Source organism: Caldicellulosiruptor naganoensis, assembly GCF_026914285.1.
Classification (GTDB): domain Bacteria; phylum Bacillota; class Thermoanaerobacteria; order Caldicellulosiruptorales; family Caldicellulosiruptoraceae; genus Caldicellulosiruptor; species Caldicellulosiruptor naganoensis.
Map to the genome: position 1 here is coordinate 1,811,451 of NZ_CP113864.1, position 15,723 is coordinate 1,827,173.

Genomic DNA, 15,723 nt, shown 5'->3' on the forward strand with positions numbered 1-15,723 from the left:
AATCAACATATTTTTGAATACACCATAATTGTAATTATTTGTTATATAGCTTGATTTGTTTTTGCATTTAGGTTATAGTTATTGTTGACTGAAAACTTAACAAGAAAGCTTTTGGAGGGAAAAAGTGAAGAGCAAAAATATCAAAATTGTGCTGAACGCCATTGCAATATTGCTTTTCACAACTATAATTGTTTTTGTAGCAGCAAAGTATTCAAAACAAATAATAGCACTCACATCAAGCCCAAGCAAATTCAGAGATTGGGTACTTTCTTATGGAAAGTGGGGCGTACTGGTTTTTATACTTTTCCAGGTTCTGCAAGTTGTAGTGTCGGTTATTCCAGGTGAAGCTATTCAGGTCTCTGGTGGATATATCTACGGAACTTTTGCGGGCACTTTTTACTCACTCACTGGGATAATGATCGGTTCAGTAATAGTTTTTTATCTTTCCCGACTTTTAGGATATAACTTAATCAAAAAAGTCGTATCAGAGAAAAGTTTGGAAAAATTTTACTTTGTAATAAACTCGCCAAAAATTGAGTCAGTAATATTTCTTCTATTTTTAATTCCCGGAATACCAAAAGATATACTGGTGTACATTGCTGGACTTTCTCCAATTAAACCTATTAATTTCTTCATAATAACAGCCATTGCAAGATTCCCTGGAATTTTCTTTTCATCTTATTTTGGCAGCAATTTAGAAAAGAAAAATTATGAAGTTGCAATTGCAGTTGCAGTTGTGGCAATTGTTCTTTTCATAATCGGTCTTGTTTACCATGAAAAAATTATAAAAAAGATATCTTCTCTTGTTCATAAAAAAAGGTAGCAGCCTTTTTAAAAAGCTGCTACCTTTTTTGTTTTTCTACTTTATAATGTCTGTGCCCATGTACTTTCTTAAAACCTCAGGCACAACTACACTCCCGTCCTTTTGCTGGAAGTTTTCAAGTATTGCTGCAACAGTTCTGCCCACTGCAAGACCTGAGCCATTTAATGTGTGGACAAAGTCGAGCTTTCCATCTTTTCTTCTAAACCTGATATTTGCTCTTCTTGCTTGATAGCTTTCAAAATTAGAACAAGATGAAATTTCAACATACCTTCCGTAACTTGGCATCCAAACTTCAATGTCGTACGTCTTTGCAGACGAAAATCCCAAATCACCTGAGCAAAGCAAAACAACCCTGTATGGTAATCCTAAGTGCTTTAGCACATCCTCAGCATCGGCTGTAAGCTTTTCAAGCTCATCATAAGAATCTTCTGGTTTTGCAAACTTCACAAGCTCAACCTTGTTAAACTGATGCTGTCGAATAAGCCCTCTTGTGTCTTTGCCAGCAGCACCAGCTTCTGCCCTAAAACATGCTGAGTAGGCAACATATTTTATTGGCAAGTCTTCTTCTTTGAGTATCTCTTCTCTGTGGTAGTTTGTAACAGGAACTTCTGCTGTTGGTATCAAAAAGTAATCATCTGTTGTCTTAAATGCATCCTCTTCAAATTTTGGAAGCTGTCCTGTGCCTATCATAGATTTTCGCGCAACCAAAAAAGGTGGAAATAGCTCAGTATATCCATGCTTTTCAATGTGAAGGTCAAGCATGAAGTTGATTAAGGCTCTTTCTAACCTTGCACCAAGTCCTCTGTAAAATGTAAAACGGCTACCCGATACCTTTGATGCTCTTTCAAAGTCCAAAATTCCAAGACTTATCCCAATCTCCCAGTGAGGTTTTACCTCAAAATCAGGAACTCTTACATCACCCCAGCGCCTTACTTCAACATTTTCTGTATCATCTTTGCCAACTGGTACAGACTCATGAGGAATGTTTGGGATTGTGAGCAAAATCTTTTCTATCTCATCTTCAACCTCTTTGACCTTGCTATCTAATTCTTTAATTTTATCAGATAGATCTTTTAGCTCATTCATAAGATCTGTAACATCTTTTCCTTCCTTTTTGAGCTTTGGGACCTCTTTTGATTTTTGATTCTGTAGAGCTTTCAGGCTTTCAACCTCAGCCAAAAGCTTTCTTCTTCTTTCATCAAGCTCTAAAATGGGTGCAATTGAAATGTCTTTGTTTCTCTTACTAAGCCCTTCTTGTACCTTTTCTGGGTTTGCCCTTATATATTTTAAATCAAGCATTACGCTCGCCTCTCCTTTATGATTGTAATTTTCTAGCAACGAAAATTGACAAACTGTATACATTTTATCTTATCAGTATTTTCAGAGATTGTAAATATCTTTGTGCCTCTTTCCAAGCTACCTTGATTTTTGTCTCAAGGATCTTTACAATAGCCTTAAAATGTTGTATTATATTGTTTGCAAAAATGTTGTGCGCCCGTAGCTCAGTAGGATAGAGCAATGGTTTCCTAAACCATGTGCCGGAGGTTCGAGTCCTCTCGGGCGCACCAAAAAATTAACTCTTCTGTATTTCAAATCTAACACATACCAAATCAACTATGAATTTTTTTAATTAAATTTGAAAAAGAAGTGTTTGAATCTTGAATTTCCTTCCCAACAAAAAATAGATAATTAAAAACTTATTGGCAGGTTCGACGAACTTCAAAAATGAAACCAGCTTCATATGTATTGTTCAAAAATACTTCCATTTCATAAGGCCCATAATCTGGCAATAGCAGATTATCAAGACCTATAACATGTATTGCCTCACCCTCAGGGCTTAAAACAAAACCAGGATGCTGTAAATTTAAGAGCGGTTCTCTGCTATCAGGTCGCATTAGTCTTAATTCAATTTTTACATTTTCATTAGGTTCGCCCAGTACCTGGAATACAAAGGCACACCTTGTGTGTTGAACAGGTACATGTTGAGCTAAAATATATTTAAAAATTCCTATCAGACAGACTTTACCTCCTTGATCGAAGAAAGCATAATCGCAAAAATGTCCCCAACCAACTTTTGCCATATTCAAAATCCCTCCAATCCATATGCAATTTGAAAACTTTTAAAGATTTAACAAATACCCATTCTTCTTCAGCCAGTCTTCATGTTTCTTGTAATCAGGCATGAGCAGTTTTACCTTTGTCCAAAAATTTTTTCCATGATTTTTCTCTTCAAGATGGACAAGCTCATGAACAACCACATAGTCTATTACAGACAGTGGTGCCATAATAAGCCGCCAAGAAAAGTTCAAGTTACCCTTTGCAAAACAAGAACCCCATCTTCTCTGTGCATTTGTTATATTTACTTTGTTGTATTTAAAACCTCTTTTTTGAGCCCACCAGTTTACTCTCTCAAGAATCTTCTCATAGGCAGCTTTTTTATACCAATCTATGAATACATTCTTTGCTTCTGGCAAAGCACTTCTTGAGAGATAAAACCCATTTTCGAATTTGAGCGGGACATCTTGGTTTTCAACTATGTGCAGTTTATAATACCTGCCAAGGTATAAAAATCCCTCTCCGCTGACAAATTCTTTTGGCAAGGTTTTGGGATCTCTTGCTTCTATCTCTTTCTTTCTCTTGTCAATCCACTTTCTATGTTTTTGAATAACATCCCATATTGTTTTTTCATCCACATTGATCGGAGCTTTGACTATGAGTGTGCTATTTTCTGTCATTTGCAAAGCTATGGTTTTTCTATTTGAGCGTATGATTTTTTCAATTTTAATGTCTAGCATAATATCACTCCCTAAAATGATGATAAGCAAGTTCTAAAAGTCTTTGAGCAATTTCATTTCTCTTGTTGAATATATTTTGACCGGAAGAATTAGAGATATAAACTGCAGTTTCTGTTTTAACTCCATCATGGTTGTTTTCATACATAGCAGGTGATATTTTTTCAAGCAAGTGCGAAATTATAAAGAATTTCAACTTTCTTTGTTTTGTTGCACTTTCCCAAAAATCAACCGCTTGAACCTCTCTGCTTATTAATTCTACCAAATCTCTTGTTGTGCTAACAAGAAAATCTATTTCGCTCTCAGAAAGTTCACTTACAGGTTTTTTCCCAAATATTTGGTCTTTTAATAACCCAAAAAATGGCATTTCTTTCTTAGGGTCAAGCCCATAAGTCTGTTCTGCTTCTCTTCCTTTTTTCAACTCTTCTCTTAATTTTTCTAATTCAATACATTGAGCGTCCCAATTTTCTTTGTATTCTTGAAGTAACCTCTTTAGTCTATCTGAAAACCTCTCATAAAGTTCTGAGTCTTCTTCCCAATGCTCATCAATATACTCAATTATCGCATGCTGTAGCTCTTGAGCTTTTGCCTTGCTTGATTTTTTGTGAAGTTTTTCAAGGAATTTGTCTTCAAAAAGTGGAGTAGGTGGTACTTTGGGATCTATTCCCTGAGAAATCAGGTATTCTTCCACAATTTCTCTTATTTTATTGCTTGCATCTTTTATACTCAGCTTGTCATCTCTGTATCTATTTCGCGCGGATTCTTTTATGAAGGCAAGAATTTTCAAGTCAGTAAGGTATCTTAGTGCTGCAGGGTCAGGAAGAACCTCGTCCATACAACGGTTAAACCATCTCACAAGAGCTATAAATTCATCTCTGACCTGCTCATCAACAAGAATGTCAATACATTCATCTACATTCTGGCGCCAGTTTCTAATGCCATATTTTTCAAAAAATTCTTCAATAAGATTGTGAACATACTTTAGCTCATCAATGCTTTTTGCTTTGTTCTTTACAACCTCTGAAATTTCCTCAATATCTTCATCTGCGTAAATAGCCAGGGCCTCTTTTAAATGTTTCAAAACACCTACATAATCTACAACAAAACCACAAGACTTATTTTTATAAACTCTGTTTACTCTTGCAATAGCTTGCAGCAAGTTATGTCCTTTTATCACATTATCAAGATACATAACCTGCTCAACAGGTGCATCAAAACCAGTTATTAGCATATTTTGAACAACCAAAATGCCAACATTGCCACTGATACCATTTTCATCCACTTTGTCAAATGGAAGTTTAAAACTTTTGATTATCCTTTCGTGCTCATTGGGGTCAGTATAAGGACGATACTCAGGTGGGTCATTCTGAGCTCCTGAAATAACCACACCAACCTCTAACTTTTTCAATGTTTCTAAATCTATTTTTGAGTTATTTTCTTTTTCTAATTCAGAAATTTTTTCTTTGAGAGCCTCTTCAAGTGCTTTATATCTTATTGCAGCAAGACGTGACACTGTAACAACTTGAGCTTTAAATCCATTTGGGAATATATGAGTTATATAGTGCTCTATCATATCTCTGGCTTTGTCGCGGATTACCTCTTCAGCTTCAAGATATGCTCTCCATGTGAATCTTCCCATTATCATTCTTTTTGTATCTTTATCAGCGTCTTTGAAAACATCTTCAAACTTTGCATTTGCTGCCTCTTCATCGGTAAGCTCTGCGCTATGGACTCTTCCTTCATATACAATCTCAACAGTCACACCATCTTCAACTGCCTGCTTTATGCTGTACTTGTCTATGTAATCGCCAAATGTCATCTCGGTCTTTTCTATAGGTGTACCTGTAAATGCTATTTTTGTTGCATTTGGAAGAGCTTTTCTTAAATTTGCACCCAGCAGTTTGTATTGTGTTCTGTGTGCTTCATCTATCATTATCAGAATATTAGGTGATGTATTAAGGACAGGAAATTCTCCTTTTAATTCCCTCTCTTGAAATTTATGAACCATAGCCATGACAAGTTCGGGTGTGTCAGTTTTTAAAAGTTCTTTAAGTTCCTGAATGCTTCTTGCTAACTTAACAGTAAATCCAACACTTCTTGATGTTTCATTTAACTGCTTTTCAAGATCTCTTCTATCTGTGACAAAAACAACTTTGTAGTTTCCAAACTCAGGATTGTGATAAAGCTCTCGAACCATAAACATCATTGTCAAAGATTTACCGGAGCCTTGTGTATGCCAAACAATTCCTCCTCTTGCGTCTGGTGTTTTGCCTTCTTTTAGCCTTTTTATCATCTTCTTTACTGCTCTAAATTGCTGATATCTTGCAACAACCTTTATCATTTTGCTCTTTGGATCTTCTTTAAAGATGGTGAATGTGTGAAGCAGATCAAGAAGGTTTTCTTTTGAAAGCATGCCATGAATCAAAACCTGCTGGCTTGTTACATTTCCATGTGGATTTACGCTTGACAGCGAAAAAGGATAAGGGTCTTTCCACTCAACAAAGTGCTCATACTCTGAGGTTATTGTGCCATACTTTGCAACCTGATTCGAGGTAGCAACCATAAAGAGGTTATACCAGAAAAGCTTTTCATTTCCCTCAATTGTGCCACGTCTGTTACAATAGCGCATAAGCTGAGTAATTGCTTCAGAAATTGGGTCAGCAACTGCTGGAGATTTGCATTCAACCACCACAAGAGGCAAACCATTTACAAAAAGAACTATATCGGGAATAATATGTTTTTCAGTCCCCGTTATATTCACTTTAAACTGTGATATAGCAATGAATGAATTATTGTCCGGATTTTTAAAATCAATAAACTTAACAGTTGGGCTTTTTTCTCCTGTTTTTCTATTTTCAGAAACTGAGGTGTTCTCTAAAAGCAAGTCGTGGATTTCTTTATTTGCCTCTAAAAGAGAGTTTGACTGTGGTGTTGTAATTCTTCGAACAACTTCACTTATTTGGTCATCTTCTATCCATGGGTTTATTCTCTTTAAAGACTCCCTTAAAACTCCCTCAAGGATTACTTCTTTAAAGCTTTCTCTAAATTTTTGGCTTTCACCATATTCAGCTTCTAATGAAGAAGTGAACGATATTATTTCTTTTATATCCTCAGGGTTATCTTTGTTCTGCTTATAAATCTTCCATCCAAGCCTTTGAAGCTGAAAGAGGAATAGATTTTCAACATAATGTTCTTCGTCAAGTTTGTAAAACATTTTTAACTCTCCTTTTCAAGAAGGAATTTTACTGCCTTTTCTAGTTCCGGCAGCTTCTTTTTGATAACCTCCCAGATTATTTCAGCATCTATTCCGAAATACTCATGAATAAGAATATCTCTTAAACCAGCGATTTTCTTCCATTCTATTGGATAAAGTTCTCTTTTATCATCCGGAATCTGCTTAACAGCTTCACCAATATTTTCAAGAGCTTTTAAAACTGCATAAAAAACCAGTTCATTTTCAACAAAATTGTTGTATTTTTCAATCCCTTGTGTAAACTTTTTAATGCGGTCAATCTCTTCAATGATGTCTTCAAGAATTACTTTTAGTATACGCTTTTTAGACATATACTGCTTCCTCCATTATGAAAGGTTTTAGACGTGGATTTATAGCTGATTTAATCACAAGGTCAACCTTTTTACCAAAAAGTTCTTCAAGGTAGAATTTCAAATTCATATAATTATCGAATGTTTTGTAACCCTCTTTAAAATCAACAATGATATCTACATCACTATCTTTTCTTTGTTCGCCTCTTGCATAGGAGCCAAAGATAGCAATTTCAATTACTCCGAACTTTTCCACTAAATAATTTTTACGTTCTTGTAGAATTACTTGTATATCACTGTTCATTTTTCTTCCTCCTCAATAAGGTGGTTTACCCTGACTTTGCCTGTTAGCAAATCTTCCATTAAGCCTTTTTTGATTCTTTCAAGTTTTTCCTTATAGGCTTGCTCTTTTTCTATGGCTTCATCTATTTGAGATAAAATTGAAGCTATGCGTTGCTGTTCGGAGAGGTGGGGAAGGGAAATTATAAATTCTCTTATTTCTTCTAAATGTAAATTAGTCACTGATAACTGTTTAGCCCTTAATATTATTTGTTTTTTAACCCAATCTGAATCAAGAAAATATTTAAGAAATATATTAAACACTTTTTCGTGTTTAGGTTTAATAAGACACAAACTTACAAATATGCTAAATCCCCATTTCCAGTCTACCAATTTAGATATTCCAATTGTACCATTCTTAGAATACAAAATATCTCCATACTCAGGCAAACATCTTTTCGCAAGAAATTTATCCTCTTCATATTTAATTTTCATAACGCTATCTAAATCTATATTTTGCTGTTGGATATCAATAACTCTAAGAAACGGGACCCCGTCCTCAGTATACGTAGGTGTATAATGTGTACCATCTATTATTTTATTACTTACATCTAAAAGCTTTACCACTTCCCACTCCTCTGGAATCCTCCCAAGCGGTGAATCCTTGAATTTATCAATATTCTCATCTCTCAACCTCCACCTCTCACTTTCACCCTCACCCTCATTTACCACTCCTTTAGTAAGCAAATCTTGCATCAAACCTTGCTTTATGCGTTTGTATTTTTCTATAATGGCGTCAGTCTTCTCAATTGCACTGTCAATTGTCTCAAGTATTTCAGCGATTTTGCGTTGTTCGGGGAGAGGAGTCCTTGGTACTAAAAAATTTTTAATAAAAGTTGACGATAAACCGGGTTGAGCAGATCCTGTTATTCTATCTGTTATTTGTTTTTGACCAAAACGTGAAAAAAGCCAGTAAAATAAATATTGTTGAACGAATAATTTTTTGCTCCTGAGAATAAAAAGGTGTTCATTAATAGCTATATCCTTATAAAACTTCTTTTTTAACATTGCAACTTTTCCAGTGTTGGCACCATCCTTATTTATAAGTATATCATTTTCCTCTGTTTTTCCCTTTGTCATAATTTTAAAAAATTTCTCAGGGATATATTTGGCATTTACATCTGAAAAATTTATCCTACCATCTAAAGTTATATGTTCTCCCCCTAAACTTGGTATTCCTTCATCTGAAGCACCACCTTTTGGCCTTAGACCCGATATTAAAACACAATCTCTTTCAAGAGACACTATTGTCCATTCTTTTGGAAACTCTGCATTATTAGCCACTTTCACATTACCTCCATTTGACCCCTTTATGACCCCATCGTGAGCCATTTGACCCCTTTAGAGATCTTTTAATGAATAGTAAGTTCCCTTTCCTGTTATTCCTACTTTTTTAAGTACATCTTTTTTAACAAGTTCTTCAAAATCTCTACTTGCAGTCTTTTTTGAAACTTTGTTGATCTCTTGATATTCCTTATTCGTGATTCTTCCTTTCTCCCTTACATACATAACTGCCTTTATCTGCCTTTCATTTAACCCAAGCTTGGCTAAATACTCTTCTGTGTATATGTCTTTATAAAATTCGACCACAAAACCGCCTTCTTCTTTAAACTCAGGTTCTGGCAGTCCTGCTTCCCTGCAAAGTTCAACCATTCTTTTTGTACCACTTCCCCATTTTTCAATCAATCCTGCGAGGAAAAATACATAAGCAATATGCCTGTTGCGTGGTATTGATCCATGATCTTGTTTTAGCATCTCAATTGTTATTTATTCTGGAAGCTTACCCGGATTGAAAAACCAAATTTTATTATCATAAATCTTTATTTGAATGTCCGCAAGGCTTAAATAATCCCTATGAATTAATGCATTTATTACTGCCTCTCTTATAGCTTCAAGAGGATAATCCCATATATCTTCTCTTTCTATCCCTTTTATTTCAAATCGAACATTCAAATGTTTTTTAATAGCTTCCATTAATCCATCAAGCTGTTTGAAAAGATTTCCACTAACATCAATGGTATCAAGTATGATGGTTGGAGTTTTAAATCTTCCAACACGGGCACCTGCACCGTGGATATACTTTTGAGGTTTTTTACCAAAAAGCAACAATCCTGCATTTGTAAGTTTATCCTCTTTTACAAGTTCAAGGTTTTTGAGAATCTTTTCGATGGAATCTTCTTCGGATATTTCGGGCAATCTTTTCTTTGCCATCCTTTTAAACCTTTCTATTGTTTCGATGTCTACTTCGTCAACGCCTGCCTCAGAAGGTAATGACTCCCACGAAATTTGTTTAGACTCTCTCATAATATCCGAGTTCCTCCAAAAATTTGCTTAACTTATTGACAGTTTCTTCTCACTCTTTTAAATGTTCATTTAATGAAACACGATACTTGTCCCATAGTTTTTCAAAAATTTTTACAAGTTCTTTCTTTTCTGCATTTAGATAATTATTCATTTAATTGCCAATAAATTCAAAGAACTTTTCAAGTAATAGCTCCTTTGTTTCCTACTCGGTCAATGATTCAATCTTTTCTTCTATTTTATTTTCAAGTTCTCTTCGCTTTTTAGTTATTTTACTTCCCATCTTTTTAATTTCCTTTTCTTCTTGAGAAATCTTATCAAGCAACTCTTCCCATTTTTTGTTTCTATTCTTGCCTCGTCACTGTCCTTTGAATTTAAATCTTTCACCTACTCATTCATAAAAGGCTGCTAAAATAAAATTGTTTCTAGTGTATTTATTAAAAGCTGAAGTGGTTTACTGCAATAGAAAAATACACCATTCTTTTAAACACCAAAGAATATGGTAATCCAACAAATTTGAATATGTACTGCTCTTAAGATAGTTCCTTTGAAGCAAGTATTTAGAACATTTGATAAATTCCATTATGCTATCAGAACAAAGAATTTACATTGATAAAAATCAAAATGATAAATGTAATGGATTTTATGAGCGTTTGCTTACTACCCAAGTACGTAGTCTTGAACTTTCAATTCCTCATACAAAAGTTAGCAAATTCTGTCATCATGCCCTAATACAGCCTTATAAAAGAGATGACTCATCTTAAACCGACTTGCTTATGTCCTTAGTTGCTAATGTTCACTGTGAAAGTTTGCTACTCCAATCTTCTTCAACATTTCAAATTGCCTTACTCTGACGGTGAAATTAACAACAAAAAAACGAACCTCAACTCTTCACACACTGTGATTTGCCCCAAAAGCCTTTGTACTGATAAATAGATAGCTCCTATTGTGAAATCAAGGATAATTCTAAGGCCCAACAAACTATTTGGTACGTTGTTGTCAATATCGATTTGGAAGGCAAAAAATCTTCGCATTTAGACCTTCTTTGCCAAAGCAAACAAACATAATTCGATGAAAGCTTTTGAAGATTTAATTAACTGCTAATCAAGTAATCTTTAAACTCTTTTTGCAATTGTGGAGGTAACACATTTTTGAGGCAACCCTGAATCTTTCGTTGTTTATCTTCATCAAATGTAAATATTCTATCAATATATAACACTTTCTCCGCGAATAACTTTAATATCGAAAATTCACAATCTGAGATATTATTGTAAACAACCTTGTTTTTATTGAAAACTGCAATAGGATCTTTCCCTCTTTCGAATATCGTTACCTTTAATGGTTTTTCATCTATTAATATATCTTCTGGTTTTACCCCTGCTTTTTCTGCTAACTTTCTTTTGTTTTCTTCATTTCTAAAATATGATACTATAGAATTATTAAATTTTTCTTCAAATTCTTCCTTATTATTGCATAGTTCTTCCACAACATATACTATTTTCAAAGGTTTTCTTTCATTGATAAGTTTTGCATACATATTTACTGTATAATCAGGCAAATTACAATCAAGAACGTTTTCGACAATTTTAAAGAAAAAGTGGTCAGTAAAATTCAAAAATTTGACAGGTTCAGTTTTTAACAAATTTTTTAACTCTTCAAAACTATATATTTCTATCGTCTTCGGTAACTCACCATTAATTTTCATTTCAAGAAGACGATAATAAAAATCTGACGCCATAAATTCCCATGCATGAACTTTTCTATTAAAAACCACTTGAGAGTAAGCTGCATATCTTGAAAGAAAAAATTGTTCAACTACCCTGATGCCTGGTATATTTACCCCATATTTTCCTTCCTCATTATATCTAATTTCTTCTAACAATTTATCAAGATCAAATATTCCCGAGCAAACGCCAGAAAAAACAGCATCTCTTAACAAATAATCAATTCTATCTGCATCTAACTGAGAATGTATTAAATTTCTCGTCAATGTCGAGATTTGATCTTTTGGTTCTACATCACCTATTCCACTCGTTTCACCTTTAATTCCCCCAACAATTCGAGCTATATCCAAGCCTAATTTTTTAAGTTCTTCCCCTATGGAAGTAAAGAAAATTACATACTCTGCCATTTCTTCATGTAATTTAGTGTCACTCTGGAACGTCTTAATTTTATCCCTATTCTTCAAATGATTAATATTGTCTTTTACAGATGTGGTAACTATCTCTTTTTCTATATTTTCATCTTTTTTTAATTCGAATTTTTCATAAAATTTTTTCAAAGCAGTTTCCAGTGTATGAGAAAGCGGAAAATGACCAATATCATGCAGCAAGGCACTCATTTCAATATAGAGCTTATCTTTTTCATCAAGGTTATATACACCAGAATAATTTTTTCTTGGGAATTAATTATTTTCTTTACTATGTTGTATACACCTATTGAATGAGAAAACCTTGTATGAAGAGCGTCAGGAAAAACATAACTTGTCAACCCCATCTGTCGTATACTGTGGAGTCGCAAAAAATATGGATTATTTATTATATTTTCATAGATCTCTTTTTCAAATTTTATATAGCCATACAAGTTGTCATATATGCTTATTACGTTTTCTTTAAATTTTTCCATTTTCATCGATCCCCTGAACTCTTTTGTAAAATTCTTCTATGGAAAAACATATTTGCTCTTCATTAAATCTTTTCTTATTTACTTTTATCGCTCTTTTTAAATCTTCCTTGCTGTCTATTTGACCTCTCTTATATAAATAATACATCGATGCTAAAAGCTCATACCAGTCAGCCTTAGTCAAATTTAAGTGTTCGAGCTGATCACCTTCCATTTCAAAAAATTCCTTAACTTTTTTAATAAACTTTTCCCCTTTTTCTGTAAATCGGACATTTTCTGCTTCCTTTTTAACTTCCTCTAAATTCGTTAAAATCTCGTTAAAAACTTGTCGGGACAATAACGGTGAATAGGGTCCCGCAAGATACCAGCTAAAGTTGTATAATTCTTTACCAATAAGCTCTTGTAACAAATAGATTGCTTTTTGAATTAACAATCTTGAATTGTAATCCATTTCATATTTTTCCAACACCTCAGGCCCTAATAACGACACAATTATTTTATATAAAGTAGGTGTGCTAAACATTATATCACCTCCATTTTATATTTTGTAATTATGATAACAAACATTTGAATTTTATTCATATAATACACAGCATCGTTCATACTTATCATTTTTGGTTTAGTTAACTTAAACTTGTATGCTAGATATTTCTGCGCATATAATCCACTACATTTATATAATATATCTTCTTACAACTTATTTACAGCAACTGTTATTACAGAATCAATTTTATTTACATTCAAACTATCTACATTCATCAGTTCATTTAAGTTAACGCTTATGTTGAACGGAAAAAAAGAATATAAATTTTCAATTTCATCGATGTCAATATAACTTCTCCCATTTGCCTTTAAATAACAAGCAATCAAAAATGCTTTTATATCTTTATTAGTAATTGTCACTTTTGTACCTGGTTCATATACACCAGAATTTTTACTAACAATCAGTTCCCAATCCTTGAGAGTTTTTATTATTTTATCAATTGAAAATCTTAGAGTTTCTCTTTCGCCCCACTTTTCAAATATTCTCTTCTTTAGATATTCCAGCTTAAATCTATTTTCGAGATAAAAAGCTTTTCCAATAATAAAGACAACATCATTGAATATTGGATAAGTAACCATCAGCATACCAAAATGCAACGCAATTTTTTCGTCTGGGTTCGCTATTTTAAATAAATCAACTCCCCTATCTCTTAAACACATATTTTTTTCTGGGGCATTTACCCATGTGCTCATTAATATTGCTAATATTTTTCTTATTGTATCCTCACTTTTATAATAGTTCGACACAATTCTCTTTAATACATCCCTGATTTCATTCTTCTCTTTTCCTTTGATAAGTTCTTCAACAGTTATGTTCAACCATTCAACTCGAACCGGTTTTAAAAAGCCTATTGCCTTCACAAAATTTCATCCTTTCTGCTACTTATAATGACGGCATTATCCTAACAAAAGGTACAATCACTTCTTCTATTGATATTCCCCCATGAGTCAAAATTGTCTTTCCCTTATCATGAAATGATAGATTATCATCAGATACAACATAATTATACTCATCAGGCAGCCCAATTCCGCCCCATTTGATGATTTTAATTCCTGGCGGATATTCTATTGGAATATCCTTAGGATATATTTTTACCCTATTAGAAAGAGTGTCAATATACACTCCTTCTCTAACATTACCTTGTCCAACTGTTAATACATTGCCGTGATCCGAAGCTATAAATACTTCATAATTTTTTTTGAAAAGTTCCTCTAAAAATTTTTGTAAATACCCTTCAGACATATAAAAGTTTATCTGATTTTGTAATCCCTTGTAATTAAAAATTTGCCCATGGACAAACTCATCTATCGCATCTACTACAACGCAAAGCACTTTGTAATCTTCTTCTAAAGCACGCCTTAAGTTCTCCTCTTCAAATGTTTTTATACTCCTAATAAAAGCTATTTCTTTCTCATTGTAACCACTATTCACAAAAAATCTTTTAAAATGTTTCTCATCATAGTTTGTTGAAAACATAGTAGTTTTAAATCTCAAAGGAGGCTCTGCTGAAAATATAGATTGTCTTGAAATAGAAGTTATCGTGGGTATCCAGGCAAAACAAGATTTCTTTTCAATTCTTAAATCCATTTTTTCTAAATATTCTTTAATTATTGTCCAATTAAATTCAGACATACCATCAACTAAAATAAAAGCCATTTTATTTTTATTTTCCTTTTTCAAAAGAGTAATTATATATGGCTGGATATGATGCACCATAATAGGTCCATTTGAATATGATAAATAGGAAAGTTTACCATAATTTTCAAACAGCCAGTCTTTAAACTTTACATTGATTTCTTGACTCAATGTCTCGTATTCATCATTATTCGAAATACAGCACAAATTTATTATGCCGCCAAATATTTCTGCTACTTCAAACCAGTCTTTATAACTTTTAATTTCACATAACAATTTCTTAAGTCTACTTCTTAAATTTTCGTATTCCTCTCCTTGAGATTTTAGTTTAAACACCAAACCTAATTGTTTTATTGGTAGGCTACTATTTAATTCAGTTGGCTTAGTCAGTTTTATAATGTTGTCCCTAATTAAATCGTCTAAATAGACGCTAATTTCGGGGTCCAAAAAGTCAATATAAGTTTCTTTATCCATTTTATCATATTTATCTTTAACTACAAATTTATCAAACTCTGTCTGGAAAAATTTAAAAAACTTACTCTTCGAGTCTAAAATACAACTAATCTCAGTGGGTAGAAATACTAACTTATTCTTTATGAAATCTGAGAAAATTTGAGGAAGTTCAGTTCCTTTAAAGTAAAGCCTCAGCAACTGTTTTATTAAGTCTTGAAGATTGTTTATAACCGATATATCAATATTATAAACATACCTCAAAATAAAATTACATGTTTCCTCATAGTTCAAAACTCTGTTTAAACTTTTCATCTTCTGGTATATAACGTCGAAATATTCAACATCAATCTGCTTTATAACATCAACATCAAGGTTAAAAAATAAATCTTTTAATCTTATCCAAACCTCATGATAATCTTGCTTAACATCCCAGGGAAGATAAACTTTCTCAGTTACAATTAAAACAACCTTTTTATTCATATCTCTTATTTTTGTTTCATAAAAAATCCTATACTCCTCAATGTCCTTGTAAATGAATACTTCATAACCTTCATCGAAAATTTTAGATATCATATTAAAATTAAATAAAAGTTTGTCAAAATCATAAACCAGCAAGAAATCATACAAACTTGAATTTATTTTTTCCCATATTACATCCTCTATCATGCTTA

General features: G+C 33.1%; 16 protein-coding genes and 1 tRNA gene. 3 read left to right on the forward strand and 14 right to left on the reverse strand.

The window, feature by feature from the left end:
- Positions 1–124 precede the first annotated feature (124 nt).
- A complete protein-coding gene (locus tag OTJ99_RS09080; RefSeq protein ID WP_045165722.1) occupies positions 125–823 on the forward strand; it encodes a TVP38/TMEM64 family protein in 699 nt (232 codons plus the stop codon).
- 36 nt (positions 824–859) lie between these two features.
- Here OTJ99_RS09080 and serS read toward each other — a convergent pair whose 3' ends face one another.
- Positions 860–2,122 (reverse strand): serine--tRNA ligase, encoded by a 1,263-nt coding sequence (serS, locus tag OTJ99_RS09085; RefSeq protein WP_045165721.1) that lies wholly within the window; start codon positions 2,120–2,122, stop codon positions 860–862.
- 192 nt (positions 2,123–2,314) lie between these two features.
- Here serS and OTJ99_RS09090 point away from each other — a divergent pair.
- A tRNA-Arg gene (locus tag OTJ99_RS09090) sits at positions 2,315–2,391 on the forward strand.
- Between the two features lie 129 nt (positions 2,392–2,520).
- Here the strand turns inward: OTJ99_RS09090 and OTJ99_RS09095 are convergent.
- The 8 genes from OTJ99_RS09095 to OTJ99_RS09130 are packed head-to-tail and all read right to left on the reverse strand — an operon-like array spanning position 2,521 to position 9,801.
- Positions 2,521–2,904, reverse strand: coding sequence for a DUF6941 family protein (locus tag OTJ99_RS09095; protein ID WP_045165720.1), 384 nt, complete (start codon positions 2,902–2,904; stop codon positions 2,521–2,523).
- A gap of 39 nt (positions 2,905–2,943) precedes the next feature.
- Complete coding sequence (locus tag OTJ99_RS09100) at positions 2,944–3,618, reverse strand: M48 family metallopeptidase (RefSeq protein WP_045165719.1); 675 nt, start codon at positions 3,616–3,618, stop codon at positions 2,944–2,946.
- A gap of 4 nt (positions 3,619–3,622) precedes the next feature.
- Entirely contained in the window at positions 3,623–6,829 is a 3,207-nt protein-coding gene (locus tag OTJ99_RS09105) for a type I restriction endonuclease subunit R (RefSeq protein ID WP_045165718.1), read from the reverse strand.
- A gap of 2 nt (positions 6,830–6,831) precedes the next feature.
- Entirely contained in the window at positions 6,832–7,179 is a 348-nt protein-coding gene (locus tag OTJ99_RS09110; protein ID WP_011918162.1) for a HepT-like ribonuclease domain-containing protein, read from the reverse strand.
- Positions 7,172–7,462: a nucleotidyltransferase family protein gene (locus OTJ99_RS09115; protein ID WP_011918163.1), complete on the reverse strand. Its 291-nt coding sequence runs from the start codon at positions 7,460–7,462 to the stop codon at positions 7,172–7,174. The genes OTJ99_RS09110 and OTJ99_RS09115 overlap by 8 nt, the downstream gene beginning before the upstream one ends.
- Entirely contained in the window at positions 7,459–8,829 is a 1,371-nt protein-coding gene (locus OTJ99_RS09120) for a restriction endonuclease subunit S (protein ID WP_045165717.1), read from the reverse strand. Before OTJ99_RS09120 ends, OTJ99_RS09115 begins: the two co-directional genes overlap by 4 nt.
- 9 nt (positions 8,830–8,838) lie before the next feature.
- The gene (locus OTJ99_RS09125) at positions 8,839–9,252 is read right to left on the reverse strand and encodes an ATP-binding protein (RefSeq protein ID WP_235374791.1); all 414 of its coding nucleotides are present in this window, start codon (positions 9,250–9,252) and stop codon (positions 8,839–8,841) included.
- Positions 9,253–9,264: 12 nt separating this feature from the next.
- Positions 9,265–9,801, reverse strand: coding sequence for a putative DNA binding domain-containing protein (locus OTJ99_RS09130; protein ID WP_052671500.1), 537 nt, complete (start codon positions 9,799–9,801; stop codon positions 9,265–9,267).
- A 581-nt stretch (positions 9,802–10,382) separates the two neighbouring features.
- On the opposite strand from OTJ99_RS09130, the gene OTJ99_RS13095 reads away from it, so the two are divergent.
- Entirely contained in the window at positions 10,383–10,562 is a 180-nt protein-coding gene (locus OTJ99_RS13095) for a transposase (protein WP_408612537.1), read from the forward strand.
- A gap of 329 nt (positions 10,563–10,891) precedes the next feature.
- On the opposite strand, the gene OTJ99_RS09135 is transcribed toward OTJ99_RS13095, so the two are convergent.
- The 5 genes from OTJ99_RS09135 to pglZ form a co-directional block, all read right to left on the reverse strand.
- Positions 10,892–12,139: an HD domain-containing protein gene (locus tag OTJ99_RS09135; RefSeq protein WP_045165716.1), complete on the reverse strand. Its 1,248-nt coding sequence runs from the start codon at positions 12,137–12,139 to the stop codon at positions 10,892–10,894.
- Positions 12,136–12,423 (reverse strand): hypothetical protein, encoded by a 288-nt coding sequence (locus tag OTJ99_RS09140; protein ID WP_045165715.1) that lies wholly within the window; start codon positions 12,421–12,423, stop codon positions 12,136–12,138. Before OTJ99_RS09140 ends, OTJ99_RS09135 begins: the two co-directional genes overlap by 4 nt.
- A complete protein-coding gene (locus OTJ99_RS09145; protein WP_157841362.1) occupies positions 12,410–12,886 on the reverse strand; it encodes a hypothetical protein in 477 nt (158 codons plus the stop codon). The genes OTJ99_RS09140 and OTJ99_RS09145 overlap by 14 nt, the downstream gene beginning before the upstream one ends.
- Before the next feature lie 224 nt (positions 12,887–13,110).
- The gene (locus OTJ99_RS09150; protein WP_045165713.1) at positions 13,111–13,824 is read right to left on the reverse strand and encodes a hypothetical protein; all 714 of its coding nucleotides are present in this window, start codon (positions 13,822–13,824) and stop codon (positions 13,111–13,113) included.
- Positions 13,825–13,846: 22 nt separating this feature from the next.
- On the reverse strand, positions 13,847–15,718 hold the full coding sequence (pglZ, locus tag OTJ99_RS09155) for a BREX-3 system phosphatase PglZ (protein WP_269015330.1): 1,872 nt from the start codon (positions 15,716–15,718) through the stop codon (positions 13,847–13,849).
- Between the last annotated feature and the right edge of the window lie 5 nt (positions 15,719–15,723).

Excerpts from the sequence above, each read along its gene's own strand:
- serS (WP_045165721.1), bottom strand. The coding sequence starts at position 2,122 with ATGCTTGATTTAAAATATATAAGGGCAAACCCAGAAAAGGTACAAGAA.
- OTJ99_RS09095 (WP_045165720.1), bottom strand. The coding sequence starts at position 2,904 with ATGGCAAAAGTTGGTTGGGGACATTTTTGCGATTATGCTTTCTTCGAT.
- OTJ99_RS09100 (WP_045165719.1), bottom strand. The coding sequence starts at position 3,618 with ATGCTAGACATTAAAATTGAAAAAATCATACGCTCAAATAGAAAAACC.
- OTJ99_RS09105 (WP_045165718.1), bottom strand. The coding sequence starts at position 6,829 with ATGTTTTACAAACTTGACGAAGAACATTATGTTGAAAATCTATTCCTC.
- OTJ99_RS09110 (WP_011918162.1), bottom strand. The coding sequence starts at position 7,179 with ATGTCTAAAAAGCGTATACTAAAAGTAATTCTTGAAGACATCATTGAA.
- OTJ99_RS09115 (WP_011918163.1), bottom strand. The coding sequence starts at position 7,462 with ATGAACAGTGATATACAAGTAATTCTACAAGAACGTAAAAATTATTTA.
- OTJ99_RS09120 (WP_045165717.1), bottom strand. The coding sequence starts at position 8,829 with ATGGCTCACGATGGGGTCATAAAGGGGTCAAATGGAGGTAATGTGAAA.
- OTJ99_RS09125 (WP_235374791.1), bottom strand. The coding sequence starts at position 9,252 with ATGCTAAAACAAGATCATGGATCAATACCACGCAACAGGCATATTGCT.
- OTJ99_RS09130 (WP_052671500.1), bottom strand. The coding sequence starts at position 9,801 with ATGAGAGAGTCTAAACAAATTTCGTGGGAGTCATTACCTTCTGAGGCA.
- OTJ99_RS13095 (WP_408612537.1), top strand. The coding sequence starts at position 10,383 with ATGCTATCAGAACAAAGAATTTACATTGATAAAAATCAAAATGATAAA.
- OTJ99_RS09135 (WP_045165716.1), bottom strand. The coding sequence starts at position 12,139 with ATGAGTGCCTTGCTGCATGATATTGGTCATTTTCCGCTTTCTCATACA.
- OTJ99_RS09140 (WP_045165715.1), bottom strand. The coding sequence starts at position 12,423 with ATGGAAAAATTTAAAGAAAACGTAATAAGCATATATGACAACTTGTAT.
- pglZ (WP_269015330.1), bottom strand. The coding sequence starts at position 15,718 with ATGATAGAGGATGTAATATGGGAAAAAATAAATTCAAGTTTGTATGAT.